The organism is Anaerocolumna chitinilytica (assembly GCF_014218355.1).
Classification (GTDB): Bacteria; Bacillota; Clostridia; order Lachnospirales; family Lachnospiraceae; genus Anaerocolumna; species Anaerocolumna chitinilytica.
In genome coordinates, this window is sequence record NZ_AP023368.1 from 5,213,066 (window position 1) to 5,237,785 (window position 24,720).

At 41.1% G+C, this 24,720-nt stretch carries 20 protein-coding genes; 4 read left to right on the top strand and 16 right to left on the bottom strand.

Going from position 1 to position 24,720, the window contains the following annotated elements:
- Positions 1-70 precede the first annotated feature (70 nt).
- The 11 genes from galE to bsdcttw_RS22970 all read right to left on the bottom strand — a co-directional run bounded on the left by galE (position 71) and on the right by bsdcttw_RS22970 (position 12,233).
- A complete protein-coding gene (galE, locus tag bsdcttw_RS22920) occupies positions 71-1,081 on the bottom strand; it encodes a UDP-glucose 4-epimerase GalE (protein WP_185257079.1) in 1,011 nt (336 codons plus the stop codon).
- Between the two features lie 150 nt (positions 1,082-1,231).
- Complete coding sequence (locus bsdcttw_RS22925; protein WP_185257080.1) at positions 1,232-2,347, bottom strand: phosphotransferase enzyme family protein; 1,116 nt, start codon at positions 2,345-2,347, stop codon at positions 1,232-1,234.
- 28 nt (positions 2,348-2,375) lie between these two features.
- Entirely contained in the window at positions 2,376-3,299 is a 924-nt protein-coding gene (locus bsdcttw_RS22930) for a nucleotidyltransferase family protein (RefSeq protein ID WP_185259933.1), read from the bottom strand.
- A 256-nt stretch (positions 3,300-3,555) separates the two neighbouring features.
- On the bottom strand, positions 3,556-5,019 hold the full coding sequence (locus bsdcttw_RS22935; protein ID WP_185257081.1) for an ABC transporter substrate-binding protein: 1,464 nt from the start codon (positions 5,017-5,019) through the stop codon (positions 3,556-3,558).
- A gap of 68 nt (positions 5,020-5,087) precedes the next feature.
- On the bottom strand, positions 5,088-5,981 hold the full coding sequence (locus tag bsdcttw_RS22940) for a carbohydrate ABC transporter permease (RefSeq protein WP_185257082.1): 894 nt from the start codon (positions 5,979-5,981) through the stop codon (positions 5,088-5,090).
- Positions 5,981-6,946: an ABC transporter permease gene (locus bsdcttw_RS22945; RefSeq protein WP_185257083.1), complete on the bottom strand. Its 966-nt coding sequence runs from the start codon at positions 6,944-6,946 to the stop codon at positions 5,981-5,983. The genes bsdcttw_RS22940 and bsdcttw_RS22945 overlap by 1 nt, the downstream gene beginning before the upstream one ends.
- Before the next feature lie 27 nt (positions 6,947-6,973).
- Positions 6,974-8,230 carry a Gfo/Idh/MocA family protein gene (locus bsdcttw_RS22950; RefSeq protein ID WP_185257084.1) on the bottom strand — a complete coding sequence of 419 codons (1,257 nt, stop codon included), beginning with the start codon at positions 8,228-8,230 and terminating at the stop codon, positions 6,974-6,976.
- A 64-nt stretch (positions 8,231-8,294) separates the two neighbouring features.
- Positions 8,295-9,377, bottom strand: coding sequence for a DUF4832 domain-containing protein (locus bsdcttw_RS22955; protein ID WP_185257085.1), 1,083 nt, complete (start codon positions 9,375-9,377; stop codon positions 8,295-8,297).
- Positions 9,378-9,390: 13 nt separating this feature from the next.
- Positions 9,391-10,677 (bottom strand): acyltransferase domain-containing protein, encoded by a 1,287-nt coding sequence (locus bsdcttw_RS22960; RefSeq protein ID WP_185257086.1) that lies wholly within the window; start codon positions 10,675-10,677, stop codon positions 9,391-9,393.
- Between the two features lie 9 nt (positions 10,678-10,686).
- Positions 10,687-12,009, bottom strand: coding sequence for a DUF4832 domain-containing protein (locus bsdcttw_RS22965; RefSeq protein WP_185257087.1), 1,323 nt, complete (start codon positions 12,007-12,009; stop codon positions 10,687-10,689).
- 11 nt (positions 12,010-12,020) lie between these two features.
- Entirely contained in the window at positions 12,021-12,233 is a 213-nt protein-coding gene (locus bsdcttw_RS22970; protein ID WP_185257088.1) for a hypothetical protein, read from the bottom strand.
- 432 nt (positions 12,234-12,665) lie between these two features.
- Here bsdcttw_RS22970 and bsdcttw_RS22975 point away from each other — a divergent pair, with 432 nt between their 5' ends.
- Positions 12,666-13,688 carry a LacI family DNA-binding transcriptional regulator gene (locus tag bsdcttw_RS22975; RefSeq protein WP_185257089.1) on the top strand — a complete coding sequence of 341 codons (1,023 nt, stop codon included), beginning with the start codon at positions 12,666-12,668 and terminating at the stop codon, positions 13,686-13,688.
- A gap of 60 nt (positions 13,689-13,748) precedes the next feature.
- Here bsdcttw_RS22975 and bsdcttw_RS22980 read toward each other — a convergent pair whose 3' ends face one another.
- From bsdcttw_RS22980 to argS, 5 genes are all read right to left on the bottom strand, one after another.
- The gene (locus bsdcttw_RS22980) at positions 13,749-15,674 is read right to left on the bottom strand and encodes a sensor histidine kinase (protein WP_225903736.1); all 1,926 of its coding nucleotides are present in this window, start codon (positions 15,672-15,674) and stop codon (positions 13,749-13,751) included.
- Positions 15,675-15,851: 177 nt separating this feature from the next.
- A complete protein-coding gene (locus bsdcttw_RS22985; protein WP_185257090.1) occupies positions 15,852-16,496 on the bottom strand; it encodes an MBL fold metallo-hydrolase in 645 nt (214 codons plus the stop codon).
- 16 nt (positions 16,497-16,512) lie between these two features.
- Positions 16,513-17,712 (bottom strand): multidrug efflux MFS transporter, encoded by a 1,200-nt coding sequence (locus tag bsdcttw_RS22990; RefSeq protein WP_185257091.1) that lies wholly within the window; start codon positions 17,710-17,712, stop codon positions 16,513-16,515.
- A 93-nt stretch (positions 17,713-17,805) separates the two neighbouring features.
- Positions 17,806-18,639, bottom strand: a complete 834-nt coding sequence (locus tag bsdcttw_RS22995) for an AraC family transcriptional regulator (protein WP_185257092.1) — start codon at positions 18,637-18,639, stop codon at positions 17,806-17,808.
- 118 nt (positions 18,640-18,757) lie between these two features.
- Complete coding sequence (gene argS, locus bsdcttw_RS23000) at positions 18,758-20,509, bottom strand: arginine--tRNA ligase (protein ID WP_185257093.1); 1,752 nt, start codon at positions 20,507-20,509, stop codon at positions 18,758-18,760.
- Between the two features lie 547 nt (positions 20,510-21,056).
- Here argS and bsdcttw_RS23005 point away from each other — a divergent pair.
- From bsdcttw_RS23005 to bsdcttw_RS23015, 3 genes are all read left to right on the top strand, one after another.
- A complete protein-coding gene (locus tag bsdcttw_RS23005; protein ID WP_185257094.1) occupies positions 21,057-21,770 on the top strand; it encodes a response regulator transcription factor in 714 nt (237 codons plus the stop codon).
- A gap of 37 nt (positions 21,771-21,807) precedes the next feature.
- A complete protein-coding gene (locus tag bsdcttw_RS23010; RefSeq protein ID WP_207726459.1) occupies positions 21,808-23,118 on the top strand; it encodes a HAMP domain-containing sensor histidine kinase in 1,311 nt (436 codons plus the stop codon).
- Between the two features lie 64 nt (positions 23,119-23,182).
- Positions 23,183-24,706 carry an amino acid adenylation domain-containing protein gene (locus bsdcttw_RS23015; RefSeq protein ID WP_185257096.1) on the top strand — a complete coding sequence of 508 codons (1,524 nt, stop codon included), beginning with the start codon at positions 23,183-23,185 and terminating at the stop codon, positions 24,704-24,706.
- Positions 24,707-24,720 lie beyond the last annotated feature (14 nt).

Sequence of the window (24,720 nt, forward strand, 5' to 3'; positions counted from 1 at the left end):
TACACCTCAGGTTTGTGCCGAGGATTTCGTAGGCTCAAACCTATGTAGGAAAAATGTCTTACCTGACAAATTATTTGTAGCCATTTGGATTATTCTGTTGCCAGCGCCAAGCATCTTCGCACATCTCATCCAGTCCTCTTTTAGCACTCCACCCAAGTTCTTCCCTTGCCAGAGTAACATCTGCATAGCAGACTGCTATATCTCCTGGCCGGCGGGGTTTTAATACATAGGGAATGTCTTTACCGCATACACGGGAGAAAGCTTTTATCATATCAAAAACACTGTAACCGGTGCCGGTGCCAAGATTATAGGTACATAAACCGGGCTGCTGCGCCAGCTTCTCAACTGCCTTTACATGTCCGTCTGCCAAGTCAGCAACATGTATATAGTCTCTGACTCCGCTTCCGTCAGGGGTATCATAATCATTTCCAAATACACCGACAGCTTCATGCTTTCCTACTGCCGTCTGGGTAATATAGGGAACCAGATTATTAGGAATTCCCTGAGGGTCTTCCCCAATTAAGCCGCTTTTATGGGCACCTATTGGATTAAAATAGCGAAGCAATATAATATTCCAGGAGGAATCTGCATGATGCAAGTCTCTCAGGATGTTTTCCAGCATTAATTTCGTACTTCCATAAGGGTTAGTGGTTGACAGGGGGAAATCCTCCTTTATAGGGACGGTTTCCGGTTTACCATAAACCGTAGCGGAAGAACTAAAAACGATGTTCTTTACTCCGAATTCTCTCATCACACCAAGCAGTACCAGCGTTCCGGTGATATTGTTATGATAATATTCCAACGGCTTTTGTACGGATTCGCCTACCGCCTTTAACCCGGCAAAATGAATAACCGCATCTATCTTCTCTGTCTGAAAGATTTCTCTTAATTCCCTCTCCCATAACAGATCTGTTTTGTAAAATTTTATGTTCTTTCCGGTAATTTCTTTTACTCTTCTTAAAGCCTCTTCACTGGAATTGCACAGATTATCAACTACGACTACTTCATAGCCGGCATTTAACAATTCCACGCAGGTATGACTTCCGATATATCCGGCACCGCCGGTCACCAATATTGCCATATTGACCCCTTTCACAACTTTAAATTTTCTTATTTTTATTATCCCCGACTTTTATTTTAACGCCAGTCACGGTAATTATACCATAAATTTCTGCTTGTCAGGTAATAAACTACTGTATTTATTGAATTAACTGTAATCAATTGCTTACAGCTAACGATATTTACCCGTAATCCTGCTCATTTCATTCCATTTCTGTTCCATATCTTCAACTAGTTTAAGCTGCGTTCTGCAGCGGTCCAGATTATGTCCTTCCCGGTGAATTCGAAAATAAGTATCCCCCTGAAGGTAATCTGTCAGAAAACGCATACCGCACTCCAAGGTCATTAGCTTGGCTCCCATTGGCAGCATTTCTACTTCTTTTTCAGTTAGGCTGCCGTTACAGCCTTCTAAGAACCCCTTGGTGTAAATCTCAAATAGATTCAGGTCCAGAGAGACTTTTGATAAATCTGTCTCATCCTCGGCAGCAGTATTTGCCCCGAAACGGATGGAATCCCCATAGTCAAAGATAGATAACCCGGGCATGACAGTATCCAGATCAATGACGCAGATACCCTTTCCGGTACTGTTATCAATTAATATATTATTCAGCTTAGTGTCATTATGAGTAACCCGGAGGGGCAGTTCTCCTGCTTTCAGCAGGTCCATACACACTTTCATTTCTTCTGCCCGCTCAAGCAGGAAGTGTATTTCAGTTTGTACTTCTGCCGCTCGTCCGAGGAGGTCTGCAGCAACCGCTGTCTTAAATGTTTCAAAGCGGACCGGAGTATTGTGAAAATCCGGTATTGTCTCATATAGGCTGCCGGCATCATAGTCTGCCAAAAGGTTCTGAAAATGCCCGAAGGATACGGCACTTTCATAGAAGTCCTTCACATTCTCCACTCTGTCAAAGGAGACGGCATCCCCGATAAAGAGGTATGCTCTCCAATAGGAACCAATACTATCTCTAAAATAAGGGCTGCCGTCTTTTGTATAAACCACATTCATGGTTTCTCTTTTGACATCCCCTGAATTTTTTTCTATTTTATCCCGAAGAAAGGAGGTTACGTTACAGATGTTTTTCATTAATTCCTCCGGTTTTTTAAATATTTCATGATTCATCCTCTGAAGGATATACTTTTCAATGTGTCCGTCCGATTCTTTAAAACGAATTAAAAAGGTATCATTAATGTGTCCGCTGCCATAACGGCTGTAATCCAGAAATTCTCCCTGGAACCCGATTGCCTGAATAGCTTCCTGTATTCTGGAGCAATATTCTTCCCTTGTCATAGTTAATCCTCCCATGCCGGTTATTTCGTTAAATCCAGAGCTTCTCCGGATATATTCCTGTATCTTTCAGGTTCTGTATTGCTCTCATTACTGCTTCCTTGTCTTCCTTATAAGTTACACCATACCATTTATCCCTGGACTCCAGCACTTTTACTTCCGCTTTCTCTTCCCTTATCAATTCTCCGACAACGCTGGGCAGAAAATATTCGGCCTTCAAAGGATTAAGCACCGCACCATTCTGCAAAAATTCCGTGAATTTCTCCTCTAAAACTGGAAGAATGCTTTTATGAAATCCCCAAAGATTCATGGATACAATACTGGAAGCCGGAAGTTCTTCCCAGGTCTTTCCATCGTCTTCTGTATAGATCGCACTGTTACCCTGTTTTTCAATATGTACTCTTTCTACTATTTCTCTCAGTCTGCCCTCCATGTCCACGCTGCACACACCCCGTGCAACATGTCCATGCTCCGTTAACGTATTTTCTAATAAGTATCCTACCATGGAATACTGGAACTTCTCTGAATCTTCTGTAGAAACCAGTGTCTCATATATCATGGAAAATGCCTGTTTTCCGTAATAATCATCCGCATTGATTACAGCAAAGGGGCCTTGAATCACATTACGGCAGCTAAGTATTGCATGCCCGGTGCCCCAGGGTTTGTTCCTGCCCTCCGGTACCACAAAGCCTTCCGGCAGATCATCAAGCTTCTGGTAGACATACTCCACCTCCACTTTTTCAGCAATACGGTTGCCGATTCTTTGCTTAAAATCCTCTTCAATCTCAGGCTTTATAATAAATATTATTTTCTCAAATCCCGCTCTTACCGCATCATAAATTGAAAAATCAATAATCAGGTTTCCCTGGCTGTCAATAGGGTCAATCTGTTTTAGCCCGCCGTATCTGCTCCCCATTCCTGCTGCCATAATTACCAAAACCGGTTTTATCATAATATCTCCTTTCGTGAATAACAAATCTTTGATTTGTTATTCCTGAATTTGTAGTTGAAAAACTTCTTTTTGTTTTTCAACCTATCTCCTTTCGTTAATATCAGATCTTTGATCTGTTATTCCTGAATTTGTAGTTGAAAAACTGCTTTTTGTTTTAATAAAAAGGCCACCCCAGTAATACTAATATTCGCTGACGGGTGGCCTATTCTGCATTTCCCCGGCCGGAATGGAAGTTAGTCATCCGGCGGGTTATGGTAATTTATTTATTCTTTGCAGCCTGGAACTCATCCATCTGCTTTTGAACTTCTGCCACATATTCATCAATACCGGCTTTTTTCAATGCATCCAGGGCCTTAGGGTACTCTGTATCATAATCTACGAATCCATAGAGTATCGGTGCCATCTGCTTTCCTGCCACTTCTTTAATTGCTGCTTCCAGTACCTTTACCTTTTCGTTATTAAAACGGAAGCCAAGCATATTAGAGGTGATAGCCTCGTTATCCCATTTTTCATAAGTATCAATATAGCTCTGGTCTATGCTAGGAGCAAATAACTGATAGTTCTTATTGCGGAACATCCATTCATAGAAGAATTCATCATTTACCAGTTTCTTGATTCTACCGTCAACGATTTGATAATCTTTGTCCTTTACACCATACAAAGCCATGAGATAATTATCCTGGGATGAGTACAGCCAGTTTACAAATTTCATTGCCCCTTCCGGATTCGGTGCTGTCTCCGGTATGCAAAGTACTTCGCCGCCGGTTGCAATAATGTAACGCGGTTCCTCCGGCTTCAGAATATAGGTCTTTAATCTGGCATCGGGAGCATTTGCCTTTACGCTGTCGATAATCTCATTTTCCTTGCCTAAAGAACCTTCTACCCACAGATACAAACCGGTCTGCATACGGGAATCTCTTTCATTGTACTTGGTGGTCAGATCATCGGTATACAGGCCCTCATTGTACATCTGACGGTTGTATTGGGCTACTTTCTTAAAAGCATCTGTTTCATAGTAATCATATACCTTGTTTGTTTTTTCTCCATAAACTACACTGTCTTCATTGGCACACCAGGTAAGCTGCTCATCTCCGAAATATCTGGTCAGAGGTTTAAAGATTGGATCTGCCGGGCCTTTCATTTCAGGAAATAACTCTTTTGCCTTCTCCGCAAAAGCCTTCAGGTCTTCAGCTGTCTTAATCTCAGTCATGCCGCAGGCTTCCAGAATATCCTGGCGAACACATACCATCTGGTACATACCGGAGGAAGGTGCATAAGCAGAAGGAATTCCATAAATCTTCCCGTTAATGGTTGAGCCTTCCAGCTGTTCTTTCGGAAGTACCTTGAGCATATTCTGCCCGTATTTGTCAATTAAGTCATTAAGTACCGTTGCTTGCTTCTTATTTACAATAGTAGCAAGATCAGGAAGTCCATCCCAATACAAGTCAATCGGTTCCTGGGCAGCAAGCATGATATCCTTCTGTTCCCAGTACTGATCCCAAGGTGTATAAACCATCTCCACCTTAATCCCCAGGTCCTCTTTCATTTTCTGAGCGAATTCATTACTCATAAATTCAGACATTCTGTCACTTTCATCGCCGGGATAGAGAATTGTTACGGTTTTCATCTTTCCAGAGTCTTTTGCATCATTTTTACTGTTACATCCCCCAAGTAAGCCGATTGCCATAATAACGGCAGCGGCTAGTATAAATAGTCTTTTCATTGCTGCATCCTCCTTTTGGTTTTATGTTAAGCCTTTATACCGGCTTCACAACAATTGTTTCAAGGAACCTATTCCTTAACTGCACCTGTCATAATACCCTGCACAAAATATTTTTGTACAAAGGGATATAAGAAGATAATTGGACCAATGGTAATTACGGTAACTGCCATCTTCACGGTTTCAGAGGGCAGCGTTATCCCTGCTGCTGCACCGGAAGGAATCCGTCCTGAACTGATAGCATTTACATTGGATAATATTGTGTATAAGTAGTACTGAAGAGGGAACAGATTCTTATTGTTAATAAAAATCAAAGCATTCCACCAGTCATTCCAATACTGTAAAGCATACATAAGACCTACTGTCAAAACTGCTGTTTTACTGAGCGGAATAGCAATTCTGCAATAGATTCGAAAATAACTGGCTCCGTCTATCTTAGCTGCTTCATATAAGGACGGTGAGATACTTGAAAAATAAGTTCTCATTAAAAACATGTTCCAGACGCTGAAGATGGATGGTAAAATCAGCGCCAAAATATTATTCTTCAGCCCGTAATAATTAACGCATACCACGTACCAGGGAATTAATCCTGCGGAAAATACAATGGTAAAATTACATATGAAAGCGATAATATTTCTGTATTTTAGACTTTGAATCGATAAGGCAAAGGCAATCATGCTGGTTACTATCATAGCGCCAAGAGTACCAACCACTGTTACAAAAATCGTAATTCCATAGGATTTTAAGATACGCATACCGCTATTTGCAAAAATATAAATATAAGTATTAAAGGTAAACTTCTGAGGAATAGCCGAGTATCCATGCATAACAATCTCATGCTCTCCTGAAAGAGACACACTCAGAGTCAGAATAAGGGGATACAGGCAAAGCAGTCCAAATAACCCGATGAACAGGTACGCTATAAGCGTTACCATATGGTCGCCGAAGGATTTGTTTTTTCTCATTAAAATAAGCCCTCCCCATCGTTGTATTTTTTCGCCATTTTATTAGCGACTGTAACCAGGATTAACCCCATTACTGACTGGAACAGACCTATTGCAGTTGCATAGGAAAATCCGAGAGTTCTCATAGTCTGATAAACATAAGTATCAATAACGGTTACCGCATCGATTAGAACCGGATTGTTTCCTACGATACCGTAGATCATACCAAAATCGCCGTAGAAAATACGTCCGATGCTCATTAAGGTCAATACCACCGCCGTAGGCTTTAGCATGGGAACCGTCAGATAAACAATCCTCTGAAACTTGCTTGCACCGTCAACCTCTGCAGCTTCATACAAAGAACCGTCAAAGTTGGCCATAGCAGCCATGTATATGATAGAGCTGTATCCGCTCCACTTCCACATACTGGCTATGATTATAATGCCCTTCCAGTATTTCGGCTCTGCATACCACTTTACCGGCTGTAATCCAATCGATTGCAGCATATGATTAATAACCCCGACATCCGTTGAGAAAAATCCGTAGATAATTGCTCCTACTACTACCCAGGAAAGGAAGTACGGGAAGAACATAAAGCTCTGGGTCAGTTTCTTAAAGACTTTACTTCTTACTTCATTAAAGAAAATCGCTATACTAATAGGAACAATCAATCCTAAGATAATTCCAAAAAAGTTAATAAACAGCGTATTATAGGTAACCCGCCACCCCATGCTGCTGGTTGAAAAGAAATATTTAAAATTATCAAGTCCCACAAATTTACTTCCAAAGATACCATCCACAACATTGAAATCAGTGAATGCCATCCAGGTACCTGCAAAAGGTATATAGCAAAACATAATCAGTATAATCAGCGCAGGCAGGCACATCACATAGAGCCCTTTGTTTTTTTTCATTTCCCGCAGAAAGGCATTACTTCCTTTCTTTTGGGGCCCCGGTGCCTCATTTTGAATTCTTTTTGATTTCATCGCTCTTCACCACTCTTTTCCAAATTTTTAAGAGTTACGCAGCAGGCCTTTTAATACGTCCACGTTAACTACTTCGCCGGTAATTCTGGACTGCTCCGCCGCATAGGCCATCACATGACTTTCAACTGACTGGGTTATGGAAGACCTGCTGTTGTTACTGTCTGATTCTAATTGACATATAAAATCATTCATGAGCGCTACATCGCCGCCGCCATGCCCTCCTTGGGTCAGACCGGTATGAATGACTCTCTGTTCGAAGCCGTCAATGGCATTGGAGGCAAACTTAGTGACTTCAATCTGATTTAAGCTGTCGTCTCCTCTGATTTCCCCGTTCTCACACATAACCTTGATAGTCCTGCTTATTTTATTGGTAAAGCCGCTTAGGTTAAAGCTGACTGTGACATCATTTTTGAATTCTATTAATACTACCTGATTATCGCATACATCATTATCACAACGGTATACGCAGCGTCCGTAAGGACCTTCCTTTAGGGCTTTTAGAATACCTTCTTCCGACTGATCCTGTGTCAGCACAGTGGCAGGCCAGCTGCCTGCAACAGGAAGATACGCCTTCCTGGCATCAAAACGGCAATTCTTTGCAGCCTTACAGGTTAAACATCGGTCTGAGCTTTCAGCAGGTGCATTCTCTTCTTTAAAGTACTTAAGACTTCCAAAAGATGTAATCCTGCTGGCCTCACTGCCTACCAGCCAAGCCAGGATATCCATATCATGGCAGGACTTTTGCATAATCAGCGGACTGGATAAATCACTTCTTCTCCAGTTACCCCTTACAAAGGAATGGGCAATATGGTAATTTCCCACATTCTCATTATGCTGGATGGTAATTACCTTTCCTAATTCCCCGCTGTCGATAATCTCTTTTATAGCCGCAAAAAAGTTCGTGTATCTTAGAACATGGCATACAATAACTTTGCAGCCTTTCTGATTCGCTTTATCCTGAATCTTAAGACATTCCCTGGGGTCCGGTGATATGGGTTTTTCCAGAAGAATATCATAGTTAAGATCAAGGGCTATCATTACCTGTTCATAATGATCCTGATCCATACTGGCAATAATAACAGCATCCGCTATTCTGCCGATTTGAAAGAAATCCTCTATTCTTTTAAACTGCATTCCCAAAGGAATTCCGAATTTCTGTGCCGCTGCTGACCTTTTTTTATCATCCGGTTCTACAACCGCCACAATCTCTGCTTTTTTTGTTTCATAGACATATTCGGAATAAATCATTCCACGCTGTCCTGCACCTACTAATGCGATTTTCAATTTTGCTTCCTCCATAATCGTTATTATACATTACCTGCGGTGTACTATATTTTTGTCCGGTACACTAATCAGGAACTTTGGGGTCTTCCAAAGGATAATATCCTTCCGGATAAAAGTCCTCCCAGGCATGGGCCAGATCCATCGCTGTTTTCGAGCAGATTGTAACCTTACCCAGTCTGTAATAGCCTTCCTTCATCTCTTCTTCCAGGTCCAACCCCATAGGACTTCCGTCAGAAAAGAAAATACCTGCTGATATTGTATATTCTCCTTCCGGCAGTACCGGCAGGGAAATAATTTCATTGTGGGTTATATCACCAAGCTTCCAGGTCTTTTTGTCAATCTTTAATACAAATTCCTGCCGCTCCAACTCGCTTTCCAGACAAAGCTTAACCTGATAATCCTGATAACAAGGAGCACTGCCTTTGTTAACAATCCAAAAACGGATTGGAAGGCCGCCCTTTGATTCCACCTTTTGGGGGTAAACCACTCTTCTTATCGTAAAATCATAGCCGATATCCAAGGGATAATTAGAGAGACCGGCATGCCAGCGCAGGCTCTCTCTTCGTATATTAGGCCCTGGAAGCTCATCTTCTAGGGAGAGCAGCACCGGCGTTTTTTCCCATGTATCCGAAAGGCGGTATTCAGCCATCTTCTCACAGCAATCAACCCAATTGGCTTCGCTGCAAGTTATCAGAATACCAAAGGAGCAATCCTTCTCTTTTAGATATCGAAGCAAAGCATCCTTTTTTAATTCCGCAAACAACGTAATATCCCCAGCGGCTTCTAAGTAGGCATCCCACACTCTTTTGCTGCTGTTTTCCGAAGAAATTATAATGCCGATAAGCTCTTCTTTCTTTAGTGCACTTATCACTCGCCGTACTAAATGTGCAAAGCCTTCCTCTGCTTCTGCCTTGACCCAGGACGGTGGAGTCTGTGTTATCTGTAACACCGGATTATGTACTGACCGGATAGCTTCTTTTAACCGGGTAAGGTCATACTCGCCACGGTCCGCTTCCAGCTCAGACCACTTAAGCTCCACCAGGTGATACTGTCCCCTGCCGGGGTTAGCCGGTGCTTCTGGCAGCGGCAGCGGCCTTATGATGTAAGTCTCATAGGGACTGTAATGCTCCAGTGCATATTTGCCCATGGGCAGCACCTCCTTATCGTAAATGACTGTCAGCAATCTGCCGGAAGCGTATAATATCATCTTCTGTGATATAAGGCATCCGGTCTGTTTTATCTGCCTCTTCCTTTAACACTATCATACTAAGGTTATTAAAACGTGCTCCTGTCTCCATATAGGCAGCGGCTGCCTTTTGCAGAGAAGTCTTAAGTTCAGCTGTCTTATAATCCGCTTTCCAGTCACCAAAGACTTCATACCGAAGCATAGCGTCTCCCTCTCTGACAGGATACAGGTAGAACTGGCGCTGAACCTTAATAATATTACTGGTTTCGCTATCAAGAACTAACGACAGCCTTGAGTCATATAACCAGCTTTCACTCCAAAATCCCTTAACAGGCAGCTCTGGGAAATATTTCTGGTAGAATTCAAGGGCCAGCAGCATAGAATTCTTAAGCCGCTCCGGATTATAACCAGGACCGGAGGGAACATGCAGAGCCAGCAGCATATCTCCTGGCTTTAACACTTCCACCCAATCTTCTTTCAATAAAGTAACCGTATCTTTTTCCACAAACCCCAAGGGATTAACCGGATTAGCAATAATATAATCCTGATTTTCCTGCCAGCTTGTAATAAATACCCCTTCTTTATCGAACACACCGTTTATGCCATTTAACTGACCATCTCTGCGAAAATCCTCTCCCTGATGCCAGAGTGCAATAACTTTTTCGGATGTCCTGTTTCTATACATTGTAAAGTTATCACCGAAACGGCAGGGAATAAACAGAAAACGGTCCATCAAAAAGATAGAACAGGTATAAAAATTCATATCCCAGGGAAAATCACTTACTTTAAAATCTCCCTTCACGAGCTTTTCAAGCTGCGGTTTCATGGGTTGGAAAGGAATATCCTTATAATAGTGTTCCGGTACTCCACGCTCCGCCAATAACTTTCTGGAAGGTACCACGCAGGCTAGTAAAAGCAGAAAAGAATAGAGCTCTCCAAACTTCTCTAGGCATAGCGGAGTCATGTTATTATAGTTGTCAACGTCGCAGCGGTTTCTGGCAGAGCACATATCCCACACCAGGAACCTGGAGAAATACAAAAGCTTATCATCCCCTTCTACCGCTTCCACCGCTTCCCTAAGCAGCTTCTGGGTTTCTGTCGGGAGGCTGAATTTATTCATTATTTCCTCTAAAAAGCTACGTTCAAGAAAATACTTGCAATTATCCTCCTGATACAGAGCAAAATACTGCTCCAAGCCTTCCGGAAGGTTGTCAAACCCACAATAACTTACACAGTCTTCATATCCATATAAATGTTCCATACTTTTCCCCTATTCTATGATTAGTTTGCCCATACTGTAATAGCCGTCTTTCCATCCTTCAATGGCTAAGGCTATATTGCCAATCTCCGGTATCCCGGTCTCTATACCAATCTCCAGTGTATACTCACCGGGCGTTGCCTCCAGAATAAAGTCTTCTTCCCATAGGATATCCATATCCGGCAGCCAGTTTCTGATGTCCGTGCAGCTGGTAAGGGTCCGTATTTCTTTTTCATTCCTTAATCGGACTACCAATGGATATCTTTGATAGATAGGTGCTACACCGGTATTCGCCCATAAGCCTTTTATATGAAGAGTCTCATTGTTACTTACTACGGGATTATAAGAAAGCCTTCTTAATTCAAACCGGTACCCCATTCTTTTTATCCATCTTGTAACGCTGTCCTTCCAGACTTCCGGTACGGTAGTTCCTTTACTGTTATAGGAAGAGATATGCCATTTTAGTGATTCGTCTATAATGTAATCAATATCCCAGCCCTGAAGAAACCAGTCATTCATATGCCAGCAAGCTTCAAATACCACCGGAGCCTTTTTCCAGGCATCCGCCATACCAAAATTGCAGATGTTCTCCGGATAGAAATCCAGCATATGGGACCATTCCTGAGGATGAAAACCTCCCATATCCCCCAGGCAATCCACTCGAAAGCCAATATTCTCTCTTCGCTCTCTTATTATTCCGATTGACTTCGGATCATGGAGCAGTGCCTGTAGTGGCGTTAACTTAAAATTGTCTATGTATGCATCTGCTATCTGCCTGATCTTGTCTTCCGGCATAAACTCCGTTCCGCCGCCTTCTCCCCAGGCTCCCACCAGTGCCATATCCACAGAGCTGATTAACGGGTGTCCGTCAAAGTGCTCAGCAAAACTCTTAATAAACCGGGACCAATATAATATATAGGAGGAATTCAGCGGGTCAACTCTCCAAAAAGGAAACTCCGGTTCCTCCGGACACTCTTTTCGAAACCAGTCCGGAATATCCTCCTCTTCGGACAAGGCATAAGGAGAACAACGGACAATTGCCGTACACCCCAAAAGCTTAGCGTCTTCCAGTTTCTGCTCTAATATATCCCATTGATATAACCCCATCTCCGGTTCAAGGTCTCTCCAGCGCACACCACAGTACATAATTTTGCTGTCCGGGTGATTCCAGGTTCTGCTGTCAGCGCGGAAGCGGAACTTTTCCACCGCATTTCCCCTGTTGTCACATATCTGTTCTGCCGGTTCCATTAAACCGGGAGCTGCAATAAAACCTATTCCCGGATTTTCCAGTAATTCATCACTTATCTTCGGATTAATTACATAAGTATCACTCATTGCTTCCCTCCTCAGCCTGTATAGTTTTTTTGAAACAAAAGGCAGCCGCTGCTTTTGTACTGCTCCGCCAACTTCTCCAGCCTGTCAGCTTCACAGCGAAGGCTCACGGATAAACACCGATAACAGTGCAATGTACCGATATGCTTTCCCAGCAGCTTAAGATTAAGTGCAATCTCATCATTACTTAATTCCGTCTTACACTTATGGCAATGGACCTTTTTCATTCCATCCTCCTCCTTCTGTTACGCTGGTATATCTATTTACAAAGGAATGTTCTTTTTTGATTTATGTTTTGTTACGTTTGTTTACTAATCCTTATACATGGATTATATCATTTGAACTTTCAAGTGTAAATACTATTTTTGAATTTATTTTAAGAATTTTTAGAAGTGCGGATTTTTAACGAATAAGAATTATGTACCTTTAAAAATCATGTAATCTGTCTGTGTGACTGCATTTCCTACTGGGTATCTTTCAAGTTTTAGTTTGACTTGCAGCATTTTCCAGGTTATTACCCTCTTTGTATCAAAGAAATTAAGTGTTGACAAAACGATACGCAAATCAGTATAATTTAATTAGATACATTTTGTATTTATTTACGTAAAACAACGTAACAAAACACCGCAAGAATTTGCGTGTTAAGGGGGTAAACCAATTTGAGTACAATCAGAGAAGTAGCTAATCTGGCAAATGTCTCAGTAGCTACCGTATCACGGGTATTAAATAACGATACCAAATATAAAATGACCGAAGAAACCCGGTCCCGGGTCTGGAAGGCTGTTACCGATTTGAATTATACAGCAAAGTCCCCCGCGAAAGCCCCCTCCGGCGAGAATAAAACCTATTCCGGTAATGAATCTGTAAAAATAGGCTGTATCCTAAGCGTAACAAAAAATAAATATAACGATCCATATTTTATGTCCATTCTTTCGGGCGTTGAAGAACAGCTGCAAAGGGGCGGCTACGAACTTACCTTTATTAAAACCGGAGCTGAGCTGGAAGATAAGAAAACATTATACAGCACCTTTTCCACCCCGGTTTCGGGCCTTATCCTGATGGAATCCTTAAATGCAGAGACCTACCAGTTCATTCGTAATCAAGTTCCGAATATTGTAGGAATTGATACGCAATGGGAAGATATTGATAATGTTGGTTATGACCATTACCGAGTAGCCAATATGGCAGTACAGCACCTTATTGAAAAAGGGCACAAAAAGATAGGATACATCGGTGGCAGCGGAATGAGCGGCAACATAAAATCCAGCCAGAGATACCGTGGATATTACTCTTCCCTTCATGCAGCCGGGCTGCCGGTAAACATTGATTGGATTATAGATTGTGCCTGGGATGAAAATCTTTGTATGCAGAAAGTGAGTGAACTCTGCCAGCAAAAAGATTCCCCAACTGCCTTTTTTGTAGCCAGTGATTTAATGGCAATGGCTGCCTTAAGCAGTTTATATAATTTAGGAATTGCCGTACCGGACAAAGTAGCGGTAATAGGTTTGTCCAATATCGAGATTTCCAAATACTCAAACCCTCCGCTTACTACCATTGAAATTCCCACAAAGGAAATCGGCATGGTTGCCGTTGATCTCCTCTTGGCAAGAATAAATGGTTATCAGCTGCTTCCAAGAAAAGTAATTCTCCCCACGAATTTAATTCTGCGTAATTCAACCTGATACTCAATCAATGCAAAAGAACTGCCGCAAAATAAAGCTCTGCGGCAGTCCTTTCTATTCTTACATTCTTTTAAAAAAACACTTTTTCTGCTTTTCCTCTCTACTTAAAGGCAAAGAAAAGCTTACTTGGGTACCTTTCCCTTTTTCGCTTTTTATAGAAAGGCCTCTGTTATACAGCATTTTCAGCCTTTGATTGATATTCCAGACGCCAATGCCGCCTGTTTTAGGATTCTCCTCCAGCAAACAATCCAATTGCTTTCTTTCCATCCCTACCCCATTATCGGTTACAGTAAAAACAGCTTCATTTCCCTGTCTAAAGATGGAAATCTTCACAGTTCCACCGGCAATGCTCTTCAACAGACCATGTATCACCGCGTTTTCCACCAGAGGCTGCAGGATTAACGGAGGTATCCTAAAATTAAGTGTTTCGTCAAGGTCATACTCTACATTTAAACGATCACCGAATCGGGTCTTTTCAATGTACAGATATGCTTCCAGTAATTTAAGTTCCTTATCCAGGGTAGACATAGCATCCATTTGTTTAAAATCAAAGCTCCCGCGTAAATATTGTGAAAGCTCCACAACCACTTCTTCTGCTTTATCCGGAGCAGATTTGCACAGAGACACAACTGAGTTAAGGGCATTGTATAAGAAATGCGGATTGATTTGGGCCCGTAAAAATGCAATTTCTGCCTCCTGGGATTGTTTTATTGAATCCTGCCGCTGCTTAATTGCAGTAAAGTATTGCATTGACAATAGCAGTGTCATCACGGCGGCAAAAATCATCATATACACCTGCAAATAGCCGGAACTTGTCTTAAAACCAAAAGAAAACAGGATTGCATCAAGGGAATAAAAATTCACCGACAGTATGGCTACAAACAGCAGAAATCCCTCGGCTTTTCGTATATACAGCAGAATAGACTGAATAAACAACACGGATAAGATTATTGTATTGCAGACCATTACGAACATATAGATCTTAATATAGATAAATATAGGAAAAATTAAGATTATGATCATAAAAGAACCATAGGCAACAGATAAGATACGAATCAGCCGTGGCGGCATAAAACCTCTTTTAAATTTGTGGAAAACCCAGAGCATTACTATAAAGTTTCCCGTTAGAAAAAAGTCCTTTAATTTGAATGCCAAAGTAAAAGAAATATTAGGGAGAAGTAATAATAAGGGTCTTTGATCTGCCAAGGCATTCCCCAAGGCAAATAGAATACAAAAGGCGGAAAAAAGGAGCATTACATACTCATTCAAGCCATGGAATCTGGCAACTATAAAGAAATTAAAATATAAAAAAGCGATGGTTAATAGAATTGCAAAAACCGCCATGGAATATACGTAGTCCATCTGGTTCCGGTATAACATGGCTTTTTCACTGCCAAGTTCAAGAGAAACCGGTATTCCGGAATTCGGATATTCATAATTGGAGACTTGTACAATAATTTCAATCTTTTTATCGTTTACACGAAAGAATCCAACCTGAGGAGTATTACCAGATTTATATTCTTTTGAATCCAATGCCGGTACACCATCCGATAACAGTTCTTCTCCGTTGACATAGACCTTGCTGGAAAAACGGGCATTCCCTTTTTTTAGTCCCAGCACCCCATGATAAGGAATATTCTCCAATACCAGACGATAGGTAGCACTGCCGAAAGCAGGCAGCCTGTCACCGCCAGGAGCTTTTCCATTCCAAAGTGATGGTACCTGCATATATCCGGTAAGCTCCGGTTTACTCAGATTCTCCCCGGAAAAATCCGAAGGTGTCAGAAGCTGCTTCCAATAGAATTCCCACTCTCCGTCCAAACGAAGGATATTTCTACTCTTCATATCCCAATCAGAGAGCTCCATATTGCCTTTTACAGCCTTTATACCCTGGTCATGAGCCTTTGAATGGTCCGGAAGAGAAAATATTAAAAGTATTAGAAACATCAGAATAATCGTAATAACGGATAAGGACCTTTTAAGCAAGATATACCTCCATTAATCCACACTAACACAGAGTAGATACCTGGCCTGTATTTGTGCTAATGCTCTGAATTTTTTGATTTATATTAATAAACTCATATAATTTATTATATTTTATAAACCTGTATATTTCAATCTGTAGAAATATATTCCTGCTGTATTCCCTTCTTACGTTAGCATTTATTTATAATCCAAAATGACAATGCCTGCCTTCCTCTCAATATCTTTCAGATCTACCTCCAGTACCTTCTCTTTTTTTGCTTCTACCTTGGCAATCTTAACAAAGCTCTCAACCTTTCCAAATATCATTCCCGGCACCCCCAAAGCCTTCGTCCTGTAATGCATAGGGATAACAATCTTTGGCTTTAACTGCTTCATAACCTCTGCCGCATCTGCTGCATCTAAGGTATAGGTCCCGCCCACCGGTAAAAAAAGAATATCTACCCTGCCGATTTCTTTCATCTGCTGGGGGGTAAGCAAATGTCCCAAATCACCCAGATGACAGACCTTCAACCCATCAATACCGAAACAATAGACCGTATTTTTTCCTTTTTGAGCCCCGGACAGCTTATCATGAAAAGTCTCTATTCCCTTTATCGCGATGCCGGCTTCAAAAAACTCTCCGGTTTCTTTTATGTGTTTAACTTCTCCTCCGATTGCCTCTGCATTATTGTGGTCTTTGTGTTCATGACTCGTAGTAACAATCTCCGCTGTTAATGGAGGCAGTTTATACCCCAGCATATCATGATAAGGGTCCATAATAATTCCGGTGCCATTTTCTGCAGTAATCTTAAAGCACGCCTGTCCATACCATTTAATTTTCATTTAAATTCCTGCCTTTCTACAAATTTTTATTCTTAAGCCTTTTATATACGTTAAAATATACCCACACAGCATTCAGTAGTAATAAAGCACTGGTAATGTAGAACACATGCCTTATTCCAAAGGCAGCAGAAATCTGTCCCCCCAGAACAGCTCCTAAAAACACTCCCAGATAGCCGGCTGAGATAGTGATTCCAAAGATTCTTCCCGTCAGATGGCTCGGTGTTATTTTCTTAATAAGTGTATTGACAGAAGGATTGAGCCCACCTAAGGTCAGTCCCAGTAAAAACCGCAGTCCCATAAGCTGCCAGGGATTTGATACAAATGCCTGGGGGATATAAATAATTCCGGCAGCAATCAAAGCGAACAGTATAACCTTATGTACCCCAATTTTATCAGAGAGCTTTCCAAGCTGCGGAGCTGCAATTACATTGGCCAGTCCTGAAGCTGAGAATACAAGCCCGGCTATCAGTGCTACATGGCCGGCGCCTCCGTTTAGCTTTCCCACATATACCGTTACAATAGGTTCTATGGTATATAACCCGAAGGTTATGATGAAAAAGGTTACAGATAGAACGATAGTCAGCCTTTTTTCAGGAATGCTGTTCCAGATTTCTTTAAAACTGAGCTGCTGTTTCTTTTCATCCCTTTTAAAATTCTCTTTTACAAAGAACAGCGTTGTCAAAAACGCAAGGAGCATCAAGGAACCTGTAATAAAAAATACCGGCTGTAGACCGATTCTGTCTTCAATAAATCCTCCGATGGTTGGCCCTAACAAAGATCCGGCAACGCTTGCCGTTGAGAGTGTTCCAAGAGCATAACCGGCATGTTCCTTATCTGTCTGAGTAGCAATCAGCGTGGTGCAGGCGGTGCTGTAACCGGTGATGGCTCCCTGTAAGATTCTTAAAAAGATTAACGTAAAGACATTAGGTGCAAAGCCCATGCAGAATATAATCCCGCCCATTCCAAGGCTCGCTCTTAACAGCATGGGCTTTCTGCCAACTTTGTCTGCGGCATACCCCCAAATTGGGGAAAAAATTGCAGAGACAATATAAGTAATTCCAAAGGCAATACCCGATATTCGATTAATCTCACCTGAATTGCTGATTCCAAGCTGTTTTATGAAGAGGGGAAGCACCGGTGCAATCTGGCTCATACCAATTCCTGAGACAAACATGCCGAACCAGCAGACATACATATTTCTTTTCCAAAGTGGCATAAAAAAACCTCCATAGCAAACTTCTATACATTAAGCATGTACGATTAACGTGTATAGTATAGCCATGAGGGCTTTTAAATTCCATGTATAATTCTAAATTCCATGAACAATTCTGCTGTTAAATTGTGAAGGTGTTATACCCTCTGCCTTTTTAAACATACGGCTAAAATAGAACTCATCCGCAAACCCGAGCTCCTGGGCTACTTCTTTCACTTTTTTATCTCCCTCCACCAGCAGTTCCTTGGATTTATCAATCTTTAACTTATTAAAATACTCAATGATGGTATAACCTGTAGTCTCCTTGAAAGTCCTTGACATATAGGCAGGAGTCATGTGTACAAGCTTTGACAGCTCTGTCAGGGTTATCCTGGTATTGATATTTTGATGCATGTACAGGATGATTCTTTCAACCTTTAAGGATGCTCCATAATTTTCTGGTTGTTTGCTTCTGCTCTTCATAATATCAATAATCAATTGCTGAAACAGGGTTCTGGCCATGAATTCATAGCCTGGCAGTTTCTCATTCCAGCAATCGACCAGCTTTTGAAATTGCTCTTCGACCGAGTAATACTCTTTCAATTCCCAAACCGGCTGCCCAAACGGTACTTTTGCCGCTTCATGAATATTCCATTTGCCATCCTGAAAGCTTATTCCGGCAAAACTAAAATGAACTGTTAAAACTCCGGCAGGAACACTATTATCCAGTTCTATCGAATAAGGCTCATCGGGAGTTATCATTATCAGCATTCCTTTTTTTAACAGATACCGTTTATTCTGTGTTTTATAGCTTCCCTTTCCATTGCAGACAAATATCAGTTCATAATGATTTAAGGTTCTAGCCACTTTTGGGCTAAATTGCCCGGGCTCCTTGTACTTTCTGCCATTACAGTAATGAATATGAAAAAACATATCTTTAAAATTGTTCATGCCTAAACTCCCCTCTGGTGAGTAAAAGATTTTTCTTCCCACTCCCTATCCATGGTGCTGCTGTTATTTTACAGCAAAGACAAGTAATAGACAACGAAGGATATTAATGCGATTCTATCTACATCTCCTCCGGACATTCGATTCCAAGCAGGGATAGAGCATCCTTTATTGTTTTTTGAACAATGAGGCATAAAAAGACTCTTGCTTCCCGGTACCCTTCTTCCGCTGAGAGTATCCGGCATTCCTGATAGAATTTATTAAACCGGACTGCCAGGCTATAGGCATACCTTGCCAAGATAGAAGGTTCATACTTTTCAGCCGCATCCTTGATGATATCCGGATAATTACCTACCAGTTTGACCAGTTCGTAACTACTGTCCTCCTCTAAATATCCCTCTGCTATAATTTTATCCTTTCTATTTTCTTCTTTATTATCCCATGCTTTCAAACCAGCTTTTCTTAAAACACTTCCTGCTCTTGCACAGGTATATTGAATATAGGGTGCAGTCATACCATCAAAATTCAATACATCTTCCCAACGAAAACTCACATCTTTAATAAGCTGGTTTGCTAACGTCTGAAATATAACTGCACCGATACCGATTTTTTGAGCTGTCTCTTCTTTGTTTACCAGATTCGGATTCTTTTCCTCTATGGCAGTCATTGCAAGAGAAACGGCTTCATTTAGAATTTCCTCAGCATAGATCACATTTCCCTTCCTGGTAGACAATTTTTCTCCTCCTAAACTTACCAGTCCATATGGTATATGGTGCATATCCTTGGCCCATCTATAACCCATTAGTTCAAGAGCCTTAAAAACCTGTGCGAAGTGAAGTTTCTGCTCTACTCCCGTAATGTACAGGCACTGGGTAAAATCATAAGTCTGCTTCCGGTAGAGAGCTGCGGCAATATCTCTTGAGTGATAGATAGAACTGCCATCCTTCTTTGTAATAAGACAGGGAGGCATATGATATTCGTCCAAATTTATTATGCCTGCACCGTCACTTTCCTCGAGCAGATGTTTACTTCTTAGTTCAGCGACAATGGCGGGAACCTTATCCATGTAAAAGCTTTCTCCTTGATACGAGTCAAACTCTATCTTAAGCAGTTTATATATCCGCTCAAACTCCTTTAAACTGATTTCCTTAAACCATTTCCAAAGAGTCAATGCTTCTTTATCCCCCTGTTCCATCTTCACAAACCAGGCCCTTGCCTCTTCCTGTAAGGAAGACTCTTTCTCCGTTATATAAGCTTTGTTTAGACTTTCCTCCTCAAACTTAATATAAACCCTAAGAAGTTCTGCAATTCCACCCGCTTCCACTGCTTCCTTGCTACTCCAGTTTTTATAAGCAACTATCTGCTTTCCAAACTGAGTTCCCCAATCACCCAGATGATTAATCCGTATTACAGAGTACCCAAGCTTGGAATAGAGTTTATAGAGGCTATTCCCAATAATAGTCGTACGTAGATGCCCTACATGAAAATTCTTAGCAATGTTAGGGGAAGAATAATCCATGCATATGGTTTTTCCTTTCCCTATATCAGAGGAACCATAATCTTTGACGGAGGCTTTCTCTATGATCTTCGTTACATACAGCCTCCTGTTCAGAAAGATATTTAAGTAACCGTTAACTGCCTCTGCCCTTTCAATTACTGCTGTTTCCCCGCCAATATTTAAACTAACAGCTATTTCTTCCGCAATGGTCTTAGGGTTTTTCTTTAACAGCCCCGCCAGCCGGAAACAGGGCAGTGTGTAGTCGCCAAGCTTGCTGTCAGCAGGAATCTCGATCATTTTCTCGATATCAGAAGAGGACATACTGCTGATGTTACGTATTTCCTTTACTAATTCTTCACTAATTTCTTTTTTCATTTCTGCCTCACCTTCCGCCGCCTCTGGCGGCATAAACACAATTATTAGATGCAACTTTAACCGTATAAAAAAAGAACCATAAAGTCCGGTATTACATACCTTCCGTTACGGTTCTGCTCATACTGTAATTACAATAGACTTCAGCTACCGCACAGAAACAAGACATAAGCCTTGCAGCCATGCGATAATTTATGCCTGGCTACAGGAATTTACGTCTGTATCTGCGTCTTAAGCTGTTGATAGTCATATTGTTCATTACAATTACTTCCTTTTTTATTTTGGGTCATTTTATCATAAACTTACACAGAATGCAATATGAAGAAATTTATATTTTTCTTAGCACTTTATCAGACTGATGTCCCAATTTCTTATAAAGACAAACGTTTTTTCTTTAGGCGTTTCTATCTTTTTTCTAACCCTTTTAACGTAAAGCTTTCTTATTCCTTAATATTTCTTAATTCCCGGAAATCCAGTTTTTTATTCCTGGTACAAATGTTATAATCATTCATATTTCAAAAAATATACAAAACAAGGAGGTTGATGATTATTGAGTACAGCACAGCAGATTTTAGTAGTAGATGACGATGCAGATATCAGAGAGGTTCTTCGCATTCAGCTGGAGAACAAAGGATATCTGGTATCGGAAGCTGTAAATGGAAAAGAAGCTGTAGAAGCTGCCTCTAAGAATCCCGATATTGACCTTTTCATTTTAGATATTATGATGCCCGAATTATCCGGTATTGATGCCTGCGAAGAGATTCGTAAAAAATCCTCTGCACCGGTTCTGTTTCTGACAGCTAAGTCCAAAGAAAGTGACAAGGCAGCAGCCTATGAAAATGGCGGGGATGATTACCTGGTTAAACCATTCTCCCAGGCAGAGCTCCTTATGAAAGTCCAGTCACTTCTTAGAAGATATGTTGTTTACAAAGGTAAATCAGAAACAGCATCCAACAGTACAGAGATTCAGCTGCAGGACATACTAATTGATACAATTAATCATTCTGTTTATAGAGAAAATCAAAAGATAGACCTTACCGATACGGAATTTCAGGTATTAATGTACCTCCAAAGGAATAAGGGTAAAGCCAAGGATGCTCAATCCATCTATGAAGGGGTCTGGAACGAGGCTTTTCTTCCGGCTTCCACCAACACCATTATGGTGCATATATTGAATCTCCGCAAGAAATTAGAGCTGGACTTCAACAACCCGACAATAATACGTACAGTCTGGGGAAAGGGTTATCAAATCGATGAAGCATAAATCTATCTTTTCATTGAGATATAAGCAGATATTCATATTGATAGCAGGTACCTTGGTAAGTCTTGGTATGTACTTTCTGGTACAGAGCTTTGGAAATCTTCTGGTTGATAAAAAGTATCTGAATGAAAATGCCGAGACAAAACGCTTGACCCAGTACCAGGATTCTCTTGAAAATTACATTACAAATAACCGCATTTCTGTAAAAGATGTCGGATCAATCTCAAAATGGGTGAAAAAACAGCATTATGTGTACCTGGTTATCTATGATGGTGATGAAATCGTGTATGAATCCGGATATTGGGATGATAAATATTCAGCTTACGAACTAGCCGAAACCGCCGATGGTGTAAATACCGTAACCGGCACCACCCCTTCCCTGGAACGGACGGTAAATAATATAGCCTTTAGCGATGGAACATATCTTGCTGAAATTATGGATGCCTCGGAATTAAAGTGGATTAGTATTGTTACCTATGTTTCATTGGTCGTTTTTTTCTTCTTTTTATTTTTGATATTAATCCTTTATAATCACCGGCTAATTGCCCGGATTATGCAACTGTCAAAGGAAGTCTCCCTGATAGAGAAGGGTGACCTGGAACAACCCATCTATCACAAAGGCAACGATGAGATATCCCTGCTTGCCATAAATGCTGATAATATGAGACATTCCATTATTGCAAGGCATAAAAGCGAGAAGGAAGCCTGGGAAGCTAACAGCGAGCTGATTACCTCCATGTCTCATGATATCCGTACTCCCCTTACTTCTTTAATCGGATATCTGGAGATTTTAGCTTCCGGAAATTACTCTTCCAATGAGCAGTTTAATAAATATATTAAAAGCTGCAAGACAAAATCTATTCAATTGAAAGACCTTTCCGATAAACTTTTTCAGTACTTCCTGGTGTTTGGTAAGGAAAAGATAGCGATGCAGATGGGTACTTTTGATGTGGGAATCTTGTTTCAGCAGCTAATCAGTGAGCATGTATTTGATTTAAGTAATTCCGGATTTCAAGTGAAGACGGAATTCCCGGAGGAAGCCTGCACGATATTCACCGACATACAATATTTAAAACGGTTGTTTGATAACCTTTTCTCCAACATTCGTAAATATGCGGCTTTAGACGGAGATGTTTCAATTGCCAGTCATATAGAAGGAACTACGCTGACAATCAGCATAGCAAACACAATACGGGTCGATAGTGCTATCCTAGAAAGTACCAATATCGGCTTAAAAACCTGTAAAAAAATCGTAGAGCAAATGAATGGAACTTTTAGTATAAAGAAGGCTCCCTCAACTTTTAAAGTTATTATTACCTTTCCCATTAAGCGTATGAGTAAAAAAAATTAAAACCACCCGAAAACAAAAAGCTGAATATAAAATCGATGATTTGATATTCACCAAAGGAGTCAGTATGAGAAATGTTTTGGAATATTTAGAGCATTCCGCCAGGGAATATCCCGAAAAAATAGTTGCAGAAGATATAAACCGCCTATGCTCCTACAGAGAATTATTAGAAAACGCCAAGCACATCGGCACTTCTCTGGCAAAAATAGAAACCCCTGGAAAGCCGATAGCAGTCTTTATGGAAAAAAGTGTGGAAGCCTTAACAGCTTTTATGGGAATTGTATATGCCGGCTGCTTTTATATTCTGATCAACCCTGAACAGCCTGTTTTTCGTATTCAGCAGATATTACAGGTGTCCGGAGCAGAATGTATCATTACCCTCAATCATACGGAAGAGATACTTCTAAAGGCTGGATTTACAGGAGCACTTAATAGCTATCAGGAGCTGTTGAAGAATGATATTAATGAAGAACGCCTGCAGCAGATCAGAGACCAGGCACAGGATATTGACCCACTCTACTGTAACTTTACCTCCGGTTCTACCGGAGTTCCAAAAGGTGTTTTAGTAAGCCATCGTTCGGTTATTGATTTTATGGAGTATTTTCCTTCCCTCTTTTCTATCAGTAAGGAGGATATCATCGGCAATCAGGCACCCTTTGATTTTGATGTCTCCGTAAAAGATATTTATTCCACTCTTAAGGTGGGAGCAACTATGGTCATTATTCCGAAAAAGTATTTCTCCATCCCTATGCAGCTTCTGGATTATCTCTGTGAGAAGAAGGTGACCACCCTAATCTGGGCGGTATCAGCTCTTTGTATGATAACACAGTTAAAAGGATTTACTTATAAAGTCCCTGAAGCAGTCAACAAGGTTCTCTTCAGCGGTGAGGCTATGCCTATAAAGCATTTAAAACTCTGGCAAAAGTATCTTCCGGAGGCTTCCTATGTAAATCTCTATGGTCCTACGGAGATTACCTGTAATTGTACCTATTACCGTATTACCAGGGAATTCGAACTGGAGGAAAGCCTTCCCATCGGCAGAGCCTTCCCCAACGAAAAGGTCTTCCTGCTAGACGAAGAAGACAGGCAAGTTACCACCCCCGGTCAGATCGGTGAGCTCTGTGTCTCCGGTACTGCTCTGGCTCTTGGTTATTATAACAATGCAGAACAGACCAGAAAGGCCTTTGTACAGAATCCTCTGAACCCTCTATTTTTAGAGACAATTTACCGTACCGGAGATCTTGCTTACTGCAACGAAGACGGAGACTTTTGCTTTGCAGGGCGAAAGGACTTTCAGATAAAACATATGGGACATCGGATAGAGCTGGAAGAAATAGAATTAATTATGAATAGTTACCCGGATATCCAAAGAGCCTGCTGTGTCTTTGATACGGCAAAAAACCGAATTGCAGCATTTTATGTGGGTGGACTGGAAGGAAAAGCTATTCAGCAGAAAATGCAGGAGTCTTTACCGATTTATATGATTCCTACGGTATTTTACTCTTTACCTGAACTTCCCATTACCGCCAATGGTAAAATTGACCGAAAGAAACTCTTAGCGCAATGCAGTGTAACTTCTGGAAAGATATAATTCGCAGATGGGAG

Bases quoted from the DNA above. Each gene is read 5' to 3' on its own strand.
- bsdcttw_RS22955 (WP_185257085.1), bottom strand. From the start codon at position 9,377: ATGGGCAAATATGCACTGGAGCATTACAGTCCCTATGAGACTTACATC.
- bsdcttw_RS22965 (WP_185257087.1), bottom strand. From the start codon at position 12,009: ATGAGTGATACTTATGTAATTAATCCGAAGATAAGTGATGAATTACTG.
- bsdcttw_RS22990 (WP_185257091.1), bottom strand. From the start codon at position 17,712: ATGCCACTTTGGAAAAGAAATATGTATGTCTGCTGGTTCGGCATGTTT.
- bsdcttw_RS22945 (WP_185257083.1), bottom strand. From the start codon at position 6,946: ATGAAATCAAAAAGAATTCAAAATGAGGCACCGGGGCCCCAAAAGAAA.
- bsdcttw_RS23015 (WP_185257096.1), top strand. From the start codon at position 23,183: ATGAGAAATGTTTTGGAATATTTAGAGCATTCCGCCAGGGAATATCCC.
- bsdcttw_RS22985 (WP_185257090.1), bottom strand. From the start codon at position 16,496: ATGAAAATTAAATGGTATGGACAGGCGTGCTTTAAGATTACTGCAGAA.
- argS (WP_185257093.1), bottom strand. From the start codon at position 20,509: ATGAAAAAAGAAATTAGTGAAGAATTAGTAAAGGAAATACGTAACATC.
- bsdcttw_RS22970 (WP_185257088.1), bottom strand. From the start codon at position 12,233: ATGAAAAAGGTCCATTGCCATAAGTGTAAGACGGAATTAAGTAATGAT.
- galE (WP_185257079.1), bottom strand. From the start codon at position 1,081: ATGGCAATATTGGTGACCGGCGGTGCCGGATATATCGGAAGTCATACC.
- bsdcttw_RS22925 (WP_185257080.1), bottom strand. From the start codon at position 2,347: ATGACAAGGGAAGAATATTGCTCCAGAATACAGGAAGCTATTCAGGCA.
- bsdcttw_RS22995 (WP_185257092.1), bottom strand. From the start codon at position 18,639: ATGAACAATTTTAAAGATATGTTTTTTCATATTCATTACTGTAATGGC.
- bsdcttw_RS22940 (WP_185257082.1), bottom strand. From the start codon at position 5,981: ATGAGAAAAAACAAATCCTTCGGCGACCATATGGTAACGCTTATAGCG.
- bsdcttw_RS22935 (WP_185257081.1), bottom strand. From the start codon at position 5,019: ATGAAAAGACTATTTATACTAGCCGCTGCCGTTATTATGGCAATCGGC.
- bsdcttw_RS22960 (WP_185257086.1), bottom strand. From the start codon at position 10,677: ATGGAACATTTATATGGATATGAAGACTGTGTAAGTTATTGTGGGTTT.